Here is a 17,668-nt window from a genome sequence, read left to right on the forward strand (position 1 = left end):
AGGATGCGGCTCTGGTGCGGCACAAAAGCCAAAAAGCCCGCCTCAGACCAGCCCCAAGACGTAGCTCAACGCGAGTGCGGACAGCAGAAAGTGTACAACCAGAAGTAAGAAATTCCGCATGGTTGCGCCACCATCTGACAGTATTGAGAGAATGCCGCCGAACACGCTGAGGCCGAATGCCGCACCAAAGGCGAGATAGACCATTGGCTGCGCCAGAAGCAGGGCGGCGGCGCCCAGACCGAGATAGAACCCCGCAAGCGACGAACGCACGAGCGCATAGCCGTCCCTGCGCTCACCAGCCGGCTGCAGACCGAAGGCGCGCAGCGTAATGCCCGGCGCAAACATGAAAAAAAGGCCCATCACGGCCGATACTACCGCCGCGCCAAAGGCCAGCTGCTCGCCAAACTCGGCGGGAAAATAAAACTCCATCTCGTTCCCCAAATCATTTTGATTGCCTGCTGCGTTATGACACGGTCATGACAGCGGGAAAACGCCTCGCCGGCGAAGTTCAAAGGAAACTTTGCGGATCGATATCGAGCTGCACATGCACGCTGCCCCGCTCCTTCGGACCATTGGCCAGCAATGTACGAAGAAAAGACTGCATGTCGGAATTGCGCCGCCCGTGCACCAGGAGGCGGAAACGGTGGCGGCCGCGGATGAGCGCGAGCGGCGCTTCTGCCGGGCCGAGCAGCATGATGCCGGTAACCTGGGGGGCCGCGGCCCTCAAGCCACGTGCATGGGTTTCCGCTTCCCCGCGCGTATCGGCGGAAACGATGATCGAGGCAAGGCGCCCGAACGGCGGCAGAACAGCCTTTTCCCGCTCCACGATCTCCCGTTCGTAGAAGGCCGAGGCATCGCCAGAAACGATGGCCTGCATGACGGGATGCTGCGGCTGATAGGTCTGCAACAGGCCGTGACTTTTCAAACCCGTACGTCCGGCGCGGCCGGTGACCTGCGAAAGCAGCTGGAAGGTTCGCTCCGCCGCACGCGGATCGCCATTGGCAAGGCCAAGATCGGCGTCGACAATGCCGACGAGCGTCATAAGGGGAAAGTTGTGCCCCTTGGCAACCAGCTGCGTGCCGATGACAATATCCGCCTCGCCCTTGACGATGGCCTCCAGCTCCAGACGCAACCTCTTGACGCCCATGAGATCGGACGAGAGCACGATTGTGCGAGCCTCGGGGAAATGTTTCTCCACCTCCTCGGCAATGCGCTCCACGCCGGGACCGCAGGCCACCAGATGATCGAAGGTGCCGCATTCCGGGCAATGATCGGGCGTCGGCTCGCTGTGGCCGCACTGGTGGCACTGCAATTGATTGCGGAAGCGGTGCTCCACCAGCCAGCTGGAACATTGCGGGCACTGGAAACGGTGGCCGCAGACACGGCAGAGCGTCAGCGGCGCATAACCACGGCGATTGAGGAACAGCAACGCCTGCTCGCCCTTTTCGATCGTCTTGCCGATACCACGCAGCAGGACGGGTGAGAGAAACCCTCCCCTTTCCGGCGGATGGCGGCGCATATCGACAAGATGCAGGTCCGGCATCGCCGCATCGCCGAAACGCGTATGCAGGTGAATGGTGTTATAACGTCCCGAACTGCCGTTGACCTGACTTTCCACCGACGGCGTGGCCGAGACCAGCACGACCGGGAACTCGGCGATCCGCGCCCTGACGACGGCCATATCGCGTGCATTATAAAAGACGCGGTCTTCCTGCTTGTAGGCCGGGTCGTGCTCTTCATCGACAATGATGAGACCGAGATTGTCGAAAGGCAGGAAAAGCGCCGAACGCGCACCGGCCACCACCTTCACTTCACCAGTGACGGCCTGCCGCCAGACCTTTTCACGCATGCGCGGTGACAGGTCCGAATGCCATTCCGCCGGTTTTGCGCCGAAGCGGTCCTGAAAACGCTCGAGAAAGGCTGCCGTCAGAGCAATTTCCGGCAACAGGATAAGAACCTGCTTGCCTTGCTTCAGCGTCTCGGCCACCGCCTCGAAATAGACCTCGGTCTTGCCTGAACCGGTCACGCCATCGATGAGCGAGACGTGAAAACCACCCTTGCGCACATCTTCAAGTATCTCCGAAGCGGCCTGTTTCTGCGGGCCTTCCAGGCGCGGCTCCACATAATCAGGGTCGGGCTCGGCGACGACAGGCGGCGCCGGCAGAAAAACCGTCTCGAACACGCCCTGTTTCACAAGACCATCGATGACACTGGTCGAGACGCCGGCGGCATGGGCAAGCCCGCTCTTCGTCCATCCGTGCCCTTCGGCTGCCAGCTCCATCACCCGCTCGCGGGCGGGGGTCAGGCGCTCCGGCCTGCCTTCGGTCAGCCGCAGCCCCTCGATCATCGGTTCGGGATCGAAGGCGGCAGGCGCACGCAGCGCCATACGTGCCACAAGACCGGGCGGAGAAAGCGTGTAGGCGGCAACCCAATCGATGAAACGGCGCATCTCCGCCTTCAGCGGCGGGCATTCAAAACTCTTGGTGATGGGCCGCAGCTTCTTCGGATCGACACCCTTTTCGCCGGCATCGTCCCACACCACACCGAAGACTTGCCGGGGACCAAGCGGCACCTGAACGACGGAACCGGTTTCTACCACCATATCTTCAGGCACGGCGTAGCTGTAGGGCCCGGGCGCCGGCATGGGCACAAGAACGGGCACCGTGCGCGTGAGCGACGGCGGGTCAAACAGAGCCCCAAACAGATCGGACGAATCTTTTGCCATGATGTGGCGACCATGCCCCGACGACAGGAAAAAGGAAACCGCCCGGATGTAGTGGGCGCGCCTTCCAAAGTCCACCTCTTAACCAAATGCTGATCATAAGCGCATAGTTTCGAGACATGGAATGGAGCGCCGTGTGACCGAAATCCTGACATTTGCTGAACCCGATCTCCTGAACGAGCGCCAGTCCTGGCTCGCCGCCCTTGCCGGCGAACGCCGACTTGCGGACAATACCGTCGAAGCTTATGAGCGCGACACCCGCCAGTTCCTGACTTTCCTCACCGGTTACATCGGCAAGCCCGCGGCTATAAGCGACATAGCCGATCTGCGTCCGGTGGACCTTCGCGCCTTTCTGGCCAACAGGCGCAAGGAGGGTGCGGGCGCGCGATCGCTCGGCCGGCATCTGGCCGGCTTGCGCTCCCTGCTGCACCACCTGCAGAAAAATGGCCTCGTCAACGCGGCTGGCGCGGCTGCCATGCGCGCGCCAAAACAGCCGAAATCCCTGCCGAAACCGCTGACCGACCGGCAGGCGCTGAAAATCACCACTGCCGAGGCGCAATTGAACGAAGAGCCCTGGATCGCCGCCCGCAACGCGGCAGTCCTCTCACTGCTTTATGGCTGCGGCCTGCGCATTTCCGAGGCGCTGGGTCTTACGCCATCTGATTTCCCACCCGGTGCCCGCAGCCTGCGCATTACCGGCAAGGGCAACAAGACGCGGATCGTGCCCCTGCTGGCGGTGGTGACGGAAGCGGTCGACGCCTACAAGAAGCTCTGCCCCTATGCCCTGTCAGCGGATGAGCCCATGTTCCTCGGCGCACGCGGCGGCAAGCTGCAGCCCGCCATCATCCAGCGGGAAATGCAGAAGCTGCGCGGCGCGTTCGGCCTGCCGGAAAACGCCACGCCACATGCGTTGCGCCATTCCTTCGCCACCCATCTTCTGGCCGGCGGTGGGGATTTGCGCACCATTCAGGAACTGCTCGGCCACGCCAGCCTTTCCACCACACAGGTCTATACCGGTGTCGATACCGCAAGATTGCTGGAAATCTACGACAATGCCCACCCACGCGCATGAAGCAGGAAATGGTTAACCATAATCATTAACCAGACATCCAAGCCGCCGTTCTATAAGCGAAGGACAACCGGATTGGACCGATGCACAGCCTGATAAGACCACAAAATCTCACCGCCACCCTGATGGGCAAGACCGGCGATGCCCTGCTCTGGCTGCTGGCGGCCCTGCATGTCACCGCCGTTGCAATCCTGCTCATGACCCTGCTTTCGCTGGGGCAAGCGGAAGCAGCAGAGCAGCAGATCACGTGCACGGGCAATGACATTCTCGTGGAAATGCGCAAGACCGATCCTGAAGGCTTCGCAAAGATCGAACAGGAAGCGGCCGCGATCCCGAACGGCAAGGGTAATTTCTGGCGTATCGAAAAGGCAGGCACGGCGCCGTCCTATCTTCTCGGTACCATGCATGTCACCGATCCGCGTGTTCTGGAAATGCCGGCCGCCGCCAGCCCCGCCTTTGAAAAAGCCGCGACTGTCATCGTGGAGTCGGACGAAATCGTTGACGACAAGAAGGTCGCGACTTCGTTGCTGAGCAAGCCTGAGCTCACCATGTTTCTGGATGGCAAATCGATCACCGACATTCTGTTGCCCGATAATATCGCCCGCCTCAAAAAAGGCCTCAAGGAACGCGGCATCCCGCTGAATGCCGTTTCGCGGATGAAGCCGTGGATGCTTTCGAGCTTCGTCGCCCTTCCCGCCTGCGAATTCGCCCGCAAGGCGACCGGCCTTTCCTTTCTGGACAAGAAGCTGGCCGAGGATGCGATTGCGGACGGCAAACGCCTTGTCGGGCTGGAGACCATGGTTGAGCAGCTGACGGCCATGTCCGAACTGCCGATGGAATTTCATCTTCAGGCGCTGATCGAGACGCTGGAACTCGGTGAGCGCATGGATGACGTGATGACGACCATGACCGATCTTTACGTCGCCGGCGATATCGGCATGACCATGCCCATGCTGAAAAGCCTCGACCCCAAGAAGCCCGCGGCTGAAAACGAACAGGGCTATGCCGCCTTCGAACAGCGCATCATTACCGACCGCAACCACGTCATGGCGGAACGGGCAGCCCCAGAGCTTGCGAAGGGCAATGTCTTCATGGCCGTCGGCGCGCTGCATCTGCCCGGTGAGGAAGGCGTCGTCGAACTTCTGCGCGCCCAGGGTTTCACCCTCACGCGGGTTGACTGACCCGCTCACGCCCGATGCTGACGGGCCGGACATTGGCGCAGAAGGGCCGCATCGTCGCGGGTACGATGCGGCGGTGAAACGGCCCGACGACAAGAAGATAGAGCCGCCCAAACAGGTTCTTGCGCCTGACGATGGTGGTGACAATCACCATCTGGCCGTTCCCCTTTTCTTCAAGATCGACAACGATCCGGAAATCGAGATGGCGGTCGTCGAAGCCAAGCGCTGTCCGCTCCTGGGTGGAAGAAAGAACGGGAAAACCGCCCGCCGACGTGCCAGCCGCCAGTTCGACCGTTCTTAAACCGAAAAGCGATACGACACGGTTTCGAAGCGCCATAAGGCTGCTGATCCACGCTGGAGGATGATCGAGAAGGAGCCTGCTTACATCGAGAGAGGACGGCTCCGGCGTCACCATCTCTCCCTGATAGCGATCCCGCCAGTCTGCGCCCGGCAATATGTCTTCGATATCCTGCATTCCTGAACCCCGGCCGCACCATGCGACAAGGGCCACCTTCCTCTTTTTCCAAGGAACCGGGAACGCGACAAACCGCCGCTTAGCCGTGCGTCATGCGCTTCAGGACATTGGTGCGCCAGTAGAACTGATGAACCAGAACGGCGCCGACGTGACCGGCGATCAACACCCACATCAGCGCCTTGAAGGGACCGGAATGCAATTGCCCGGCCGACTGCGCACCGAAATAATAAGCGGCGATACCTGACAGGGGCAGAACGAGAAACAGGGCATAGAAGGTGAAATGCGCCACCTTCGCGGCGATCTGAAACGGTCGCGGTTCTTCGGCGGGATGCGGCGGCACGCCTTGGAAGAAGCGCAGACAGAGGCGCAAAACCGCAAGAAACAGCACGGCAAAACCGACATAGGCGTGGATATTGGCTGAAGAAATCTGCTCCGGCGTCAGTGTCTCGCCCCGCCGCATCAGCCGATAGGCATGTTCCATACCATCGGGAAACACCAGATTGAAGAAGATCAGAAGCGCCATCGCCCAGTGAATGATGCGCTGTGGAACCGAAAAGGAAACTTGACTTGGAAACGCCATTTTATTGCCTTTTATCAAAAGGTTAGACAGGCTATGGCGCGAGTATGGAAAACCCCGGCCTGCATGGCAAGCCGGGGTTTGGCAGATGACTGAAATTTAATGTTGGAGCAGCGGGCTCCAAAACCGATCACATGTGGATCGGCTTGAAGAAGGTCGCCAGCGCTGCTTCCTTCACCGCTTCCGACATGGTCGGATGCGCATGGCAAGTGCGGCCGAGATCTTCCGAAGAACCACCGAATTCCATCAGCACGGTGATTTCGTGGATCATTTCGCCAGCGCCAAAGCCGACGATATGACCGCCGAGAACCCGATCGGTTTCCTTGTCGGCAAGAATCTTCACGAAACCATCCGTCACCTGCATGGCGCGGGCGCGGCCATTGGCGGTGAAGGGGAACTTGCCGACCTTGTAAGCGATGCCGGCGGCCTTCAGTTCTTCTTCTGTCTTGCCGACGGAAGCGATTTCAGGCTGCGTATAGACCACGGCCGGAATGACGTCGTAGTTCACGTGGCCGCGCTGACCGGCGAGGATTTCCGCGAGAGCAACGCCCTCGTCTTCCGCCTTGTGCGCCAGCATCGGGCCCTTCACCACGTCGCCGATCGCGTAGATGCCGTCGACATTGGTCTTGTAGTGGCCGTCGATTTCAACGCGACCGCGGCTGTCCAGCACGACACCGGCTTCGGCAAGGCCGAGACCTTCAGTGTAGGGCTTGCGGCCGGTCGAGATCAGCACGACGTTTGCTTCCAGCGTTTCAGCCGCACCGCCCTTGACTGGCTCGAACACCACCTTCGCACCGGCGCCCGTCTTTTCAACGGCCGTCACCTTGGCGCCGAGCTTGAAATCGAGACCCTGCTTGGCGAGCAGACGCTGCGCCTGCTTGGAGACTTCGCCGTCCATGCCGCCGAGAATATTGTCGAGGTATTCAACAACGGTGACCTTCGCGCCGAGGCGCGACCAGACCGAACCGAGCTCGAGGCCGATCACGCCGCCGCCGACAACGATCAGCTTTTCCGGAACCTTGGAAAGGGCGATCGCGCCGGTGGAGGAAACGATGACGTTTTCATCGATATCGACCTGAACGCCCGGAATGCCGGCAACATCAGAACCCGTGGCGATGACGATGTTCTTGGCTTCGATTTCCTGTGTCTCACCCTTGTCATTGGTGACGGCGACCTTGCCGGCGGAAACCACCTTGCCGGTGCCTTGGAAGGCATCGATCTTGTTCTTCTTGAACAGGAAGGAAACGCCATCGACATTGGCCTTCACCACGCCGTCCTTGTGGCCCATCATCTTTTCAAGGTTCAGCTTCGGAGCAGCAACTTCGATACCGAGCGTATCGACGCCATGGGCAACATGCGCAAAGGTTTCGGACGCGTGCAGCAGCGCCTTCGACGGGATGCAGCCGACATTGAGGCAGGTGCCGCCATAGGTCGCGCGCTTTTCGATGACGGCGACCTTGAGGCCGAGCTGTGCCGCCTTGACCGCGCAAACATAACCGCCGGGGCCCGTGCCGATTACAACTACATCATATGCCATGTTCGTTTTCCTGATTGATGTCGGGCAAGATGCGGATCATTGCCCTGCTTGCGTTTGACCTGAAACTCAGGCCGCTTTTTCCGTTGCGAGTTTTATACCGAGAGCGATGAACACCACACCACTGGTGCGGTCGATCCATTGGCTGGCGCGCTGAAATGCCGCGCGCATGCGTGGCGTCGTCATGAACAGGCTGACGCCGACGAACCACAGGATGAGGCAGCTTGCCATGACGAGCCCGTATCCGAATTTGATGGCGACCGGCGTATGCGCGTGAACCACCGTCGAAAAGATCGACAGGAAGAAAAACACCGGTTTGGGATTGAGCGCATTGGCGGCGAAGCCGAGCGTGAAGGCCTTGAGCCCTGTCTGGCCGCTTTTGGCCCGAACCTCGCCTTCAGCAGCGGTCGGCAGTTCGGTCTTGCCAGCGCGCAGCGCCTTGATGCCGATATAGATCAGATAGGCGACGCCGAGCCATTTGACGATGTTGAAGAGATAGATCGACTGGGAAATGATGAGGCCAAGTCCGAGGATCGTATAGGTGACATGGAACATCAGCGACGTTCCCACACCGAAACTGGTGATGATGGCCTGCTTGCGCCCGTGCACCATGGCCTGACGCATGACCATCGCCAGATCGGCCCCGGGAGAAACGATCGCGAAAAAGAAGATCGCCATCAGGGATGCAAGTTCGATGAGATATTGATGCATGAGCTCGACCTCAGATCAGCGCGACAAGCATGAGGACCAGACCGACGAGGGAAACGACCCACGCGATCGACCGCATATAGGGAACGCCTGCAAGATAAAGCGGGATGTAGACGACGCGCGCCACGGTCCATATCCAGCCGCCCGTCAGCCCCCAGCCGGAGGCCTCGCCGACGATCGCAAGAGCGAGAACCAGACCGACGAAAGCCGGATAGGTTTCCCGAAAATTATCCGAGGCGCGCTGCGCGCGTCCCGCAAAGACCCCTTTGAGGTCCGGACGCGCATCACGCGTACCCGCATTCCAGGCAAGACCAACTTCCCGCGTGACGGACATGGCCTGAATGCAGATATGCAGGAGAAGAAGAATGACGCTGAGCGCCAGCAGGAACACAAAAGGTCCATTCCCGCCGGCCAGGTTTTCCATCCCTCTTCTCCCCTATCTAGTCTTAGAGATCGAGAACCAGACGTTCCGGATCTTCCAGGCTTTCCTTGACGCGAACGAGGAAGGTCACTGCTTCCTTGCCGTCAACGATACGGTGATCGTAAGAGAGCGCAAGATACATCATCGGACGGATGACGACCTGACCGCCGATGGCGACCGGACGCTCCTGGATCTTGTGCATGCCGAGGATACCCGACTGCGGTGCATTGAGGATCGGCGAGGACATCAGCGAACCGTAAACACCGCCATTGGTGATGGTGAAGGTGCCGCCCTGCATGTCGGCCATGCCGAGCGAACCGTCACGCGCTGCCTTGGCGAGGCGGCCGAGTTCCTTTTCAACGCCTGCGATGGAGAGCTGGTCGGCATCGCGAATGACAGGAACGACGAGGCCCTTGTCGGTGCCGACAGCCATGCCGACGTGACAATAGTTCTTGTAGATGATGTCCGTGCCGTCGATTTCAGCGTTGACGGCGGGCAGTTCCTTCAGCGCGTGGGTCACGGCCTTGGTGAAGAAGCCCATGAAGCCGAGCTTGACGCCGTGCTTCTTCTCGAACACGTCCTTGTAGCGGTTACGCAGGTCCATGACGGCGCTCATGTCCACCTCGTTATAGGTGGTCAGCATGGCGGCCGTGTTCTGCGCATCCTTCAGGCGACGGGCAATCGTCTGGCGCAGGCGGGTCATCTTCACGCGCTCTTCGCGAACCTGATCCTGTTCGGCCGAAACCGGACGGGGGGCAGCAGCGGCAACCGGAGCAGCGGCGGGTGCAGAAACACCCTTGGCGACGGCAGCGAGAACGTCGCCCTTCAGAACCTGGCCACGCTTGCCCGAACCGTCAACCTGATCGGCAGACAGGTTGTTTTCAGCAAGCAGCTTGCCGGCGGCAGGTGCCGGCGGCATGGAGCCGGTTGCCGGAGCGGCAACGGCGGCAGGTGCCGGTGTGGCAGCCGCAGCAGGCTTTGCGGCAGGTGCAGCGGTTGCAGCGCCGGCGGCACCTTCGGCGATCTGGCCGAGAAGCGCGTCGAGACCGACGGTCTCGCCGTTCTGCGCAACGATTTCGGTGAGAACGCCGGACGCAGGCGCCGGGACTTCAACGGTAACCTTGTCGGTTTCCAGTTCAACGAGAGGTTCGTCGGCCTTGACGGTATCGCCGACCTTCTTGAACCAGGTGCCTACGGTCGCTTCGCTGACGGATTCGCCGAGGGTTGGTACGCGGATTTCAGTGGCCATGATCTAGTTCCGTTATTCAGGTGTCTTTTTTGCGGGGCGATGCGGGAGAGTTCTCACTCTCCCAGCGCGTCTTCCAGGAACGCAGCAAGCTGCGCCAGGTGCTTGGACATCAGGCCGGTCGCCGGAGAGGCGGCAGCCGGACGGCCCGTGTAACGGACCTTCTGGTACTTGGCGTCGATATGCGCCAGAACCCATTCCAGGTAAGGATCGATGAACGACCACGCACCCATGTTCTTCGGTTCTTCCTGGCACCAGACCATCTCCGCATTGCGGAAACGGGAAAGCTCGTTGATGAGCGCCTTCGCCGGGAACGGATAGAGCTGTTCGACACGCAGCAGGTAGATGTCGTCGATACCACGCTTTTCGCGTTCCTCGAGCAGATCATAATAGACCTTGCCCGTGCACATGACGACGCGGCGGATCTTCGAATCCTTCTGCAGCTTGATCGGGCCGTCCTTGATGACTTCAGCATCGTCCCACAGGAGACGGTGGAAGGAGGACTCGCCTGCAAGCTCGGCCAGCGAAGAGGTGGCGCGCTTGTGACGCAGCAGCGACTTCGGCGTCATCAGGATCAGCGGCTTGCGGAAGTCGCGCTTCACCTGACGGCGCAGGATGTGGAAGTAGTTGGCCGGCGTCGTGCAGTTGGCTACCTGCATGTTATCTTCGGCGCACATCTGCAGCCAGCGCTCCAGACGGGCGGAAGAGTGCTCCGGACCCTGACCTTCGTAACCATGCGGCAGAAGGCAGACGAGACCGGACATGCGCAGCCACTTGCGTTCACCCGAAGAGATGAACTGGTCGAACACTACCTGCGCGCCGTTGGCGAAGTCGCCGAACTGGGCTTCCCAGAGCGTCAGCGCATTCGGGCGGGCAAGCGAATAGCCATATTCGAAACCGAGGACGGCTTCTTCCGAGAGCATCGAGTTGATGACTTCGTAACGGGCCTGCGTCGGCGAAAGGTTGGCGAGCGGAATATAACGCTCTTCGGTCTCCTGATCGTAGAGAACCGAGTGACGCTGCGAGAAGGTGCCGCGTTCGCAATCCTGACCGGAAAGGCGAATCTTGTGGCCATCGGCAACAAGCGAACCGAAAGCAAGTGCTTCCGCCATTGCCCAGTCGATGCCTTCGCCCGTCTCGACCATCTGCGAGCGGTTTTCCATGAAGCGCTGGATCGTGCGGTGGGCGCTGAAGCCTTCCGGAATGGTCGACAACTTCTTGCCGATTTCCTTCAGCTGCTTCATCGGCACGCCGGTCTTGCCGCGACGCTGCTCATCGGCATTGTCGGCGGCGCGCAGGCCGGACCACTGGCCATCCAGCCAGTCGGCCTTGTTGGGCTTGTAGGACTGGCCTGCCTCGAATTCCTGTTCCAGATGAGCGCGCCAGTCGGCCTTCATCTTCTCGAATTCGCCTTCGTTCATCAGGCCTTCCGCGATCAGGCGGTCGGCATAGATGCGCGCGACCGTCTTGTGGCCACGGATGACCTTGTACATCTTCGGCTGCGTGAACGCCGGCTCATCGCCTTCGTTATGGCCGAAGCGGCGGTAGCAGAACATGTCGATGACGACAGGCTTGTGGAACTTCATCCGGTATTCGGTCGCGACCTTGGCCGCATAGGTAACCGCTTCCGGATCATCACCGTTGACGTGGAAGATCGGCGCTTCGATCATCTTGGCGACGTCGGACGGATAGGGCGACGAACGCGAGAAGGCCGGGTTGGTCGTAAAGCCGATCTGGTTGTTGATGATGAAGTGCATGGTGCCGGCAACGCGGTGGCCGCGCAGACCGGAAAGGCCGAGAATTTCGGCAACCACGCCCTGACCCGCAAAGGCGGCATCGCCGTGCAGCAGCAGCGGCAGCACCTTGGCGCGTTCGGAAAGCGGAATGATGTCGCCGTCCCATGTCTTGGCCAGCTGGTCCTGCTTGGCGCGGGCCTTGCCCATGACAACGGGGTTGACGATTTCAAGGTGCGACGGGTTGGCCGTCAGCGACAGGTGAACCTTGTTGCCGTCGAATTCGCGGTCGGAGGAGGCACCGAGATGGTACTTCACGTCACCGGAACCTTCGACGTCGTCAGGCTTGAACGAACCGCCCTTGAACTCGTGGAACACGGCGCGGTGCGGCTTGCCCATGACGTTGGTGAGAACGTTCAGACGGCCACGATGGGCCATGCCGAGCACGACTTCTTCCAGACCGTCCTGGCCACCGCGCTTGATGATCTGCTCCAGCGCCGGGATCAGCGATTCGCCGCCATCGAGGCCGAAACGCTTGGTGCCCTTGAAGCGCACGTCGAGGAATTGCTCGTAACCTTCGGCTTCAACCAGCTTGGACAGAATGGCCTTCTTGCCTTCGGCCGTGAAAGCAACGCCCTTGTCCGGACCTTCGATGCGTTCCTGAATCCAGCCTTTTTCTTCCGGGCTGGACATGTGCATGAATTCAACGCCGATGGTGGAGCAGTAGGTGCGCTCCAGAATATCGATCATCTCGCGCACGGTCGCATATTCGAGGCCGAGAACGTTATCGATGAAAATCTTGCGGTCGTAGTCGCTTTCCTCGAAGCCGTAGGACTTCGGTGACAGCTCGTTGTAATCTTCAACCGCAACGGCGATACCGAGCGGATCGAGCTTGGCGTGCAGGTGGCCGCGCATGCGATAGGCGCGGATCATCATGATGGCGCGAACGCTGTCACGGGTCGCCTGCAGCACTTCGGCTTCGCTGACCGGCTTGCCGGTATCGGCGCTCTTGGCTTCAGCCTTCGCCTGAACCTTTTTCTCGATGGCCTTTTCGACCGTGGCCCAGTTACCGTCCAGTGCGGATACCAGTTCGCCATTGGCCGGGATCGGCCAGTTGGCGCGCTTCCAGGAGGCGCCCTTGGCCGCCTTCTTCACGTCTTCCGGATTATCGGACAACGCCTTGAAGAAGCTCTGCCACTCCGGCGACACGGAAGAGGGATCCTCTTCGTACCGGGCATAGAGCTGCTCGATATAGGCTGCATTCGCGCCGTCCAGAAACGACGTGATCTGAAACTGCTCGTTCGCTTCTTGCCTTGCCATTGTGTTCTTGCGGACTTATCCGTCCGCCTCCTCGATGCCGTTAGGGCCGTTCGCCGGCCTGCCGCTTTGATTACTGCTGTCTGCCGCCGGGGCGGTATGCCGTCTGTCTGTCTTCTTGCGGCATCGGGCAGCGAGGCATTAAAGCCGCGCCGCCCGTACCGATGTCATGTGGTCTCAGCCCTTGAGGACTTCAACCAGCGTCTTGCCGAGGCGCGCCGGGGAAGGCGAAACCTTGATGCCAGCCGCTTCCATGGCTGCGATCTTGGATTCTGCGTCACCCTTGCCGCCGGAAACGACAGCGCCGGCGTGGCCCATGGTGCGACCCTTCGGAGCCGTACGGCCTGCGATGAAGCCGGCCATCGGCTTCTTGCGGCCCTTCTTGGCTTCGTCGATCAGGAACTGTGCTGCATCTTCTTCAGCCGAGCCGCCGATTTCGCCGATCATGATGATCGACTGCGTGGCTTCGTCAGCGAGGAACATTTCCAGCACGTCGATGAACTCGGTGCCCTTGACCGGGTCGCCGCCGATGCCGACAGCCGTGGTCTGGCCGAGGCCTTCGTTGGAGGTCTGGAACACGGCTTCATAGGTCAGCGTGCCGGAGCGCGAAACGATACCAACCGAACCCTTGCGGAAGATGGAGCCCGGCATGATGCCGATCTTGCATTCTTCCGGCGTCAGGATACCCGGGCAGTTCGGGCCGAGCAGGCGCGACTTGGAGCGGTCGAGGCGAGCCTTGACGCGAACCATGTCCATGACCGGGATACCTTCGGTGATGCAGGTGATGAAGGGGATCTCAGCTTCGATCGCTTCGATGATGGCGTCCGCAGCACCTGCCGGCGGAACGTAGATCACGGATGCGTCTGCACCGGTCTTTTCCTTGGCTTCAGCAACCGTCGCGAAGATCGGCAGGCTTTCGCCCTTCGATCCGGTCCAGGTTTCGCCACCCTTCTTCGGGTGAATACCGCCGACCATCTGCGTGCCGTAATAGGCAAGCGCCTGTTCGGTGTGGAAGGTGCCGGTCTTGCCGGTCAGGCCCTGTACGAGGACCTTGGTGTCTTTATTGACGAGAATCGACATTATATCCGGTCCTTCAAATTAGCCGTTCACCGCTGCGACGATTTTCTTCGCCGCATCGTCGAGATCGTCAGCCGCGGTGATCGCAAGGCCGGACTCGTTGAGGATCTTCTTGCCAAGCTCGACATTCGTGCCTTCGAGGCGCACGACGAGCGGAACCTTGAGACCGACTTCCTTGACGGCTGCGATCACGCCTTCGGCGATGACGTCGCACTTCATGATGCCGCCGAAGATGTTGACGAGGATGCCCTCGACCTTCGGGTCAGCCGTGATGATCTTGAAGGCTGCAGCAACCTTCTCCTTGCCGGCGCCGCCGCCGACGTCGCAGAAGTTAGCCGGCTCTTTGCCGTAAAGCTTGATGATGTCCATCGTCGCCATGGCGAGACCGGCACCGTTGACCATGCAGCCGATGTTGCCGTCGAGAGCCACGTAAGCGAGGTCCCACTTGGAGGCTTCGATTTCCTTGGCGTCTTCTTCGGTCTCGTCGCGCAGCGCCTTGACGTCGTCATGGCGGAACAGCGCATTGCCATCGAAAGACATCTTGGCGTCGAGAACGCGCAGATGGCCATTTTCCATGACGATCAGCGGGTTAACCTCGAGGAGAGCCATGTCCTTCTCATTGAAGGCCTTGTAGAGGATCGGGAACAGCGCCTTGGCGTCTTCCGCAGCAACACCATCAAGCTCGAGAGCCTTGGAGATCGCGGCAACGTCGGCGTCGCTCACACCCTTTTCCGGGTTGATGGCGATGGTGTGAATCTTCTCGGGCGTGTCGTGGGCGACAGCTTCGATATCCATACCGCCTTCGGTGGAAACCACGAAAGCAACCTGGCCGACGGAACGGTCAACCAGCAGCGAGCAGTAGAGTTCGCGGGCAATGTCTGCGCCGTCTTCGATGTAGAGACGGTTGACCTGCTTGCCGGCGTCGCCCGTCTGCGCCGTTACCAGCGTGTTGCCGAGCATGTCCTTGGCGTGGGAAACGACTTCGTCGATCGACTTTGCCAGACGAACGCCGCCCTTGGCGTCGGGGCCGAGTTCCTTGAACTTGCCCTTGCCGCGGCCGCCAGCGTGGATCTGGCTCTTGACGACGTAGAGCGGGCCGGGAAGCTGCTTTGCGGCAGCTTCGGCTTCTTCGACCTTGAGAATGGCGACGCCTTCAGCAACCGGCGCGCCGTAGCCCTTCAGAAGAGCCTTGGCCTGATATTCGTGAATATTCATGGAATAATCCCTGTTTGGAGCCGCTAGGCTATTACTTCAGCGACGGAGCGATGTTGACGCAGGCTTCGCAAAGACCAGCGACGGCACCGACGGATTTCTGGAAGGCGGCTTCTTCTTCCTTGTTGAGTTCTATCTCGATGATGCGCTCGATACCGCCGGCACCGATGATGGTGGGAACGCCGACATACATATCATCAACGCCGTACTGACCCGAGAGGTGGGCAGCGGCGGGCAGAACGCGCTTCTTGTCCTTGAGGTAGGATTCAGCCATTTCGATCGCCGAAGCGGCCGGGGCGTAGTAGGCCGAACCGGTCTTGAGCAGGCCGACGATTTCCGCACCGCCATCACGCGTGCGCTGGATGATCTGCTCGAGGCGCTCGGCGGTCAGCCAGCCCATCTTGACGAGATCCGTCAGCGGAATGCCGCCAACCGTGGAATAACGGGCGAGCGGCACCATCGTATCGCCATGACCGCCGAGAACGAAGGCGGTGACGTCCTGGACCGAAACATTGAATTCTTCAGCGAGGAACAGGCGGAAACGGGCGCTGTCGAGAACGCCGGCCATGCCGACGACCTTGTTCTTCGGCAGGCCGGAGAACTTCTGCAGCGCCCAGACCATGGCGTCGAGCGGGTTGGTGATGCAGATGACGAAAGCGTTCGGGGCATATTTCTTGATGCCGGCGCCGACCTGTTCCATCACCTTGAGGTTGATGCCGAGAAGATCGTCGCGGCTCATGCCTGGCTTGCGGGCAACGCCAGCGGTGACGATGCAGACGTCAGCACCTTCGATGGCTGCGTAATCGGAAGCGCCGGTGAGCTTTGCATTGAAGCCTTCGACCGGGCCGGACTGGGCAATATCCAGACCCTTGCCCTGCGGGATGCCGTCAGCAATATCGAAGAGGACGATATCGCCCAGTTCCTTCAGGCTGGCGAGATGCGCCAGCGTGCCGCCGATCATGCCAGAACCAATAAGTGCAATCTTTTTGCGAGCCATCGAATGCTTCCTCTTGAGCTTCAATTCAATTTCACCGCGCCAAACCGGCAGCCAAATTGTCGCACTCCGATTAGCCCCATTGGCTAAAATAGGCAACAGATTCTTTTGTGGTGAATATTTTCAATCGTTTAGATCATTATTTTCTTACGTAAACGTAAGAAAATGCGTCACGAAAGTGTCAAACTTTCTGCCGCTTTTCGTGATGAAGCGCCAGGTAATCTGCGCTGCGCATCTCGAACAGGCGCGAGGCGGTACGATCGAACTCGAAACCTTCGGTTCCCTTGCGTTTGCCGAGCAGGTCTTCCGGCATGGCTGCGGCTGATGCGAAAAGCCTGACGCTATGGTCGTAAAGCGCGTCAATGAGGATAATGAAACGCTTGGTCTCGTTCCGCTTGTCCGCGTTGAGCAGCGGGATATGGTCGATGAAGACCGTATCGAAACGATTGGCGATGGCCAGGAAGTCGGAAGCCCCGAGCGGCTTCTCGCAGAGATCTGAAAACGAAAAGCGCGCCACCCGGCCGCTGGCGCGTGGCACCAGAATGGAGCGGCCCTTCATGGGTATTTCCGTTGGGGCAACGAGATGACCGCCGGTCATGTGCCGCCAGGCCATGTCCATCGCCTGATCCGCCGAACCGTCGAGCGGCGTGACGTAGACCGGAAGGCTTTCCAGCTTCTCCATCCGGTAGTCGGTGGGGCTGTCCAGCGTCACCACGTCAACATATTTCTTCAGCAGATCGACGAAGGGCAGGAAAAGGCCGCGATTGAGACCATCCTTGTAGAGATTGTCGGGCACGACATTGGAGGTCGTCACCAATGTGCACCCATTGGCGAAGAGTTCGCTGAACAGCCGGGCGAGGATCATCGCATCGGCAATATCCGTGACCGTAAATTCGTCGAAGCATAAAAGCTCCGCTTCCGCCAGAAGCTCCGCCGCAACTGGCGGAATGGGATCGGCCTGTTTGGTTTCACCATTCTTCAGCTTCTGCCGATGCGCGTGCACACGATTATGCACATCCGCCATGAATTCATGAAAATGGCAGCGACGTTTGGAAGAGACGGGCGCCATTTCGTAGAACATATCCATCAGCATCGTCTTGCCGCGGCCAACACTGCCATACACATAGAGCCCCTTGACGGAGGCGGCAGGCCCGGACTTGCGCGCAAACATCCAGCCCAGCGCGCTCTTCTTCTTGGCCGGCTTGCGTGCCTTCAGATCCGCAAGGATACGATCAAGATGCGCCGCCACACCAAGCTGGGCGGCATCGGCCTGCAAGGTGCCAGCTGCCGTCAATGCGTTGAGCTGTTCAACGACACTATGATTGTAATCAGGCAAAGGCTTCATGGATAAACGCCTCGGGCGCGGGCGCACAAAGGCACCCGCGACGAATGAACAGGCTTAGAG

At 60.0% G+C, this 17,668-nt stretch carries 15 protein-coding genes; 2 read left to right on the forward strand and 13 right to left on the reverse strand.

Going from position 1 to position 17,668, the window contains the following annotated elements:
- Nucleotides 1–42: 42 nt before the first annotated feature.
- Both V6S97_RS22195 and V6S97_RS22200 read right to left on the reverse strand, forming a co-directional pair.
- Nucleotides 43–429: an AGROH133_08824 family phage infection protein gene (locus V6S97_RS22195; protein ID WP_080866463.1), complete on the reverse strand. Its 387-nt coding sequence runs from the start codon at nt 427–429 to the stop codon at nt 43–45.
- 79 nt (nt 430–508) lie between these two features.
- A complete protein-coding gene (locus V6S97_RS22200; RefSeq protein ID WP_099085838.1) occupies nt 509–2,725 on the reverse strand; it encodes a primosomal protein N' in 2,217 nt (738 codons plus the stop codon).
- Nucleotides 2,726–2,846: 121 nt separating this feature from the next.
- Between V6S97_RS22200 and V6S97_RS22205 the strand changes: the two genes are divergently transcribed.
- The gene (locus V6S97_RS22205; protein ID WP_080866465.1) at nt 2,847–3,794 is read left to right on the forward strand and encodes a tyrosine recombinase XerC; all 948 of its coding nucleotides are present in this window, start codon (nt 2,847–2,849) and stop codon (nt 3,792–3,794) included.
- 80 nt (nt 3,795–3,874) lie between these two features.
- Nucleotides 3,875–4,972, forward strand: coding sequence for a TraB/GumN family protein (locus V6S97_RS22210; RefSeq protein ID WP_334427760.1), 1,098 nt, complete (start codon nt 3,875–3,877; stop codon nt 4,970–4,972).
- Here V6S97_RS22210 and V6S97_RS22215 read toward each other — a convergent pair.
- The 11 genes from V6S97_RS22215 to zapE form a co-directional block, all read right to left on the reverse strand.
- Entirely contained in the window at nt 4,956–5,444 is a 489-nt protein-coding gene (locus V6S97_RS22215) for a DUF2867 domain-containing protein (RefSeq protein ID WP_334427761.1), read from the reverse strand. The genes V6S97_RS22210 and V6S97_RS22215 overlap by 17 nt on opposite strands.
- 79 nt (nt 5,445–5,523) lie before the next feature.
- Complete coding sequence (locus V6S97_RS22220; RefSeq protein WP_113083164.1) at nt 5,524–6,024, reverse strand: cytochrome b; 501 nt, start codon at nt 6,022–6,024, stop codon at nt 5,524–5,526.
- Between the two features lie 127 nt (nt 6,025–6,151).
- Entirely contained in the window at nt 6,152–7,558 is a 1,407-nt protein-coding gene (gene lpdA / locus V6S97_RS22225; RefSeq protein ID WP_003504975.1) for a dihydrolipoyl dehydrogenase, read from the reverse strand.
- Nucleotides 7,559–7,624: 66 nt separating this feature from the next.
- Entirely contained in the window at nt 7,625–8,266 is a 642-nt protein-coding gene (locus tag V6S97_RS22230) for a LysE family translocator (protein WP_003504977.1), read from the reverse strand.
- Between the two features lie 10 nt (nt 8,267–8,276).
- Nucleotides 8,277–8,687: an MAPEG family protein gene (locus V6S97_RS22235; RefSeq protein ID WP_334427762.1), complete on the reverse strand. Its 411-nt coding sequence runs from the start codon at nt 8,685–8,687 to the stop codon at nt 8,277–8,279.
- 22 nt (nt 8,688–8,709) lie between these two features.
- Nucleotides 8,710–9,933 carry a 2-oxoglutarate dehydrogenase complex dihydrolipoyllysine-residue succinyltransferase gene (odhB, locus tag V6S97_RS22240; protein ID WP_060725403.1) on the reverse strand — a complete coding sequence of 408 codons (1,224 nt, stop codon included), beginning with the start codon at nt 9,931–9,933 and terminating at the stop codon, nt 8,710–8,712.
- Between the two features lie 53 nt (nt 9,934–9,986).
- The gene (locus V6S97_RS22245) at nt 9,987–12,983 is read right to left on the reverse strand and encodes a 2-oxoglutarate dehydrogenase E1 component (protein WP_003504981.1); all 2,997 of its coding nucleotides are present in this window, start codon (nt 12,981–12,983) and stop codon (nt 9,987–9,989) included.
- Between the two features lie 174 nt (nt 12,984–13,157).
- Nucleotides 13,158–14,060, reverse strand: coding sequence for a succinate--CoA ligase subunit alpha (gene sucD, locus V6S97_RS22250; RefSeq protein WP_003504982.1), 903 nt, complete (start codon nt 14,058–14,060; stop codon nt 13,158–13,160).
- A gap of 18 nt (nt 14,061–14,078) precedes the next feature.
- Nucleotides 14,079–15,272: an ADP-forming succinate--CoA ligase subunit beta gene (gene sucC / locus V6S97_RS22255; protein WP_003504983.1), complete on the reverse strand. Its 1,194-nt coding sequence runs from the start codon at nt 15,270–15,272 to the stop codon at nt 14,079–14,081.
- A 31-nt stretch (nt 15,273–15,303) separates the two neighbouring features.
- Nucleotides 15,304–16,266: a malate dehydrogenase gene (gene mdh, locus V6S97_RS22260; RefSeq protein ID WP_003504984.1), complete on the reverse strand. Its 963-nt coding sequence runs from the start codon at nt 16,264–16,266 to the stop codon at nt 15,304–15,306.
- 178 nt (nt 16,267–16,444) lie between these two features.
- On the reverse strand, nt 16,445–17,608 hold the full coding sequence (gene zapE / locus V6S97_RS22265) for a cell division protein ZapE (protein WP_003504985.1): 1,164 nt from the start codon (nt 17,606–17,608) through the stop codon (nt 16,445–16,447).
- Nucleotides 17,609–17,668 lie beyond the last annotated feature (60 nt).

The organism is Agrobacterium sp. CCNWLW155, assembly GCF_036888815.1.
Lineage (GTDB): Bacteria > Pseudomonadota > Alphaproteobacteria > Rhizobiales > Rhizobiaceae > Agrobacterium > Agrobacterium radiobacter.

Coding starts and splice junctions, on each gene's coding strand:
- zapE (WP_003504985.1), bottom strand. CDS start 17,608: ATGAAGCCTTTGCCTGATTACAATCATAGTGTCGTTGAACAGCTCAAC.
- V6S97_RS22230 (WP_003504977.1), bottom strand. CDS start 8,266: ATGCATCAATATCTCATCGAACTTGCATCCCTGATGGCGATCTTCTTT.
- V6S97_RS22215 (WP_334427761.1), bottom strand. CDS start 5,444: ATGCAGGATATCGAAGACATATTGCCGGGCGCAGACTGGCGGGATCGC.
- V6S97_RS22235 (WP_334427762.1), bottom strand. CDS start 8,687: ATGGAAAACCTGGCCGGCGGGAATGGACCTTTTGTGTTCCTGCTGGCG.
- sucD (WP_003504982.1), bottom strand. CDS start 14,060: ATGTCGATTCTCGTCAATAAAGACACCAAGGTCCTCGTACAGGGCCTG.
- odhB (WP_060725403.1), bottom strand. CDS start 9,933: ATGGCCACTGAAATCCGCGTACCAACCCTCGGCGAATCCGTCAGCGAA.
- V6S97_RS22205 (WP_080866465.1), top strand. CDS start 2,847: ATGGAGCGCCGTGTGACCGAAATCCTGACATTTGCTGAACCCGATCTC.
- mdh (WP_003504984.1), bottom strand. CDS start 16,266: ATGGCTCGCAAAAAGATTGCACTTATTGGTTCTGGCATGATCGGCGGC.
- V6S97_RS22200 (WP_099085838.1), bottom strand. CDS start 2,725: ATGGCAAAAGATTCGTCCGATCTGTTTGGGGCTCTGTTTGACCCGCCG.
- lpdA (WP_003504975.1), bottom strand. CDS start 7,558: ATGGCATATGATGTAGTTGTAATCGGCACGGGCCCCGGCGGTTATGTT.
- V6S97_RS22210 (WP_334427760.1), top strand. CDS start 3,875: ATGCACAGCCTGATAAGACCACAAAATCTCACCGCCACCCTGATGGGC.
- sucC (WP_003504983.1), bottom strand. CDS start 15,272: ATGAATATTCACGAATATCAGGCCAAGGCTCTTCTGAAGGGCTACGGC.
- V6S97_RS22245 (WP_003504981.1), bottom strand. CDS start 12,983: ATGGCAAGGCAAGAAGCGAACGAGCAGTTTCAGATCACGTCGTTTCTG.
- V6S97_RS22195 (WP_080866463.1), bottom strand. CDS start 429: ATGGAGTTTTATTTTCCCGCCGAGTTTGGCGAGCAGCTGGCCTTTGGC.
- V6S97_RS22220 (WP_113083164.1), bottom strand. CDS start 6,024: ATGGCGTTTCCAAGTCAAGTTTCCTTTTCGGTTCCACAGCGCATCATT.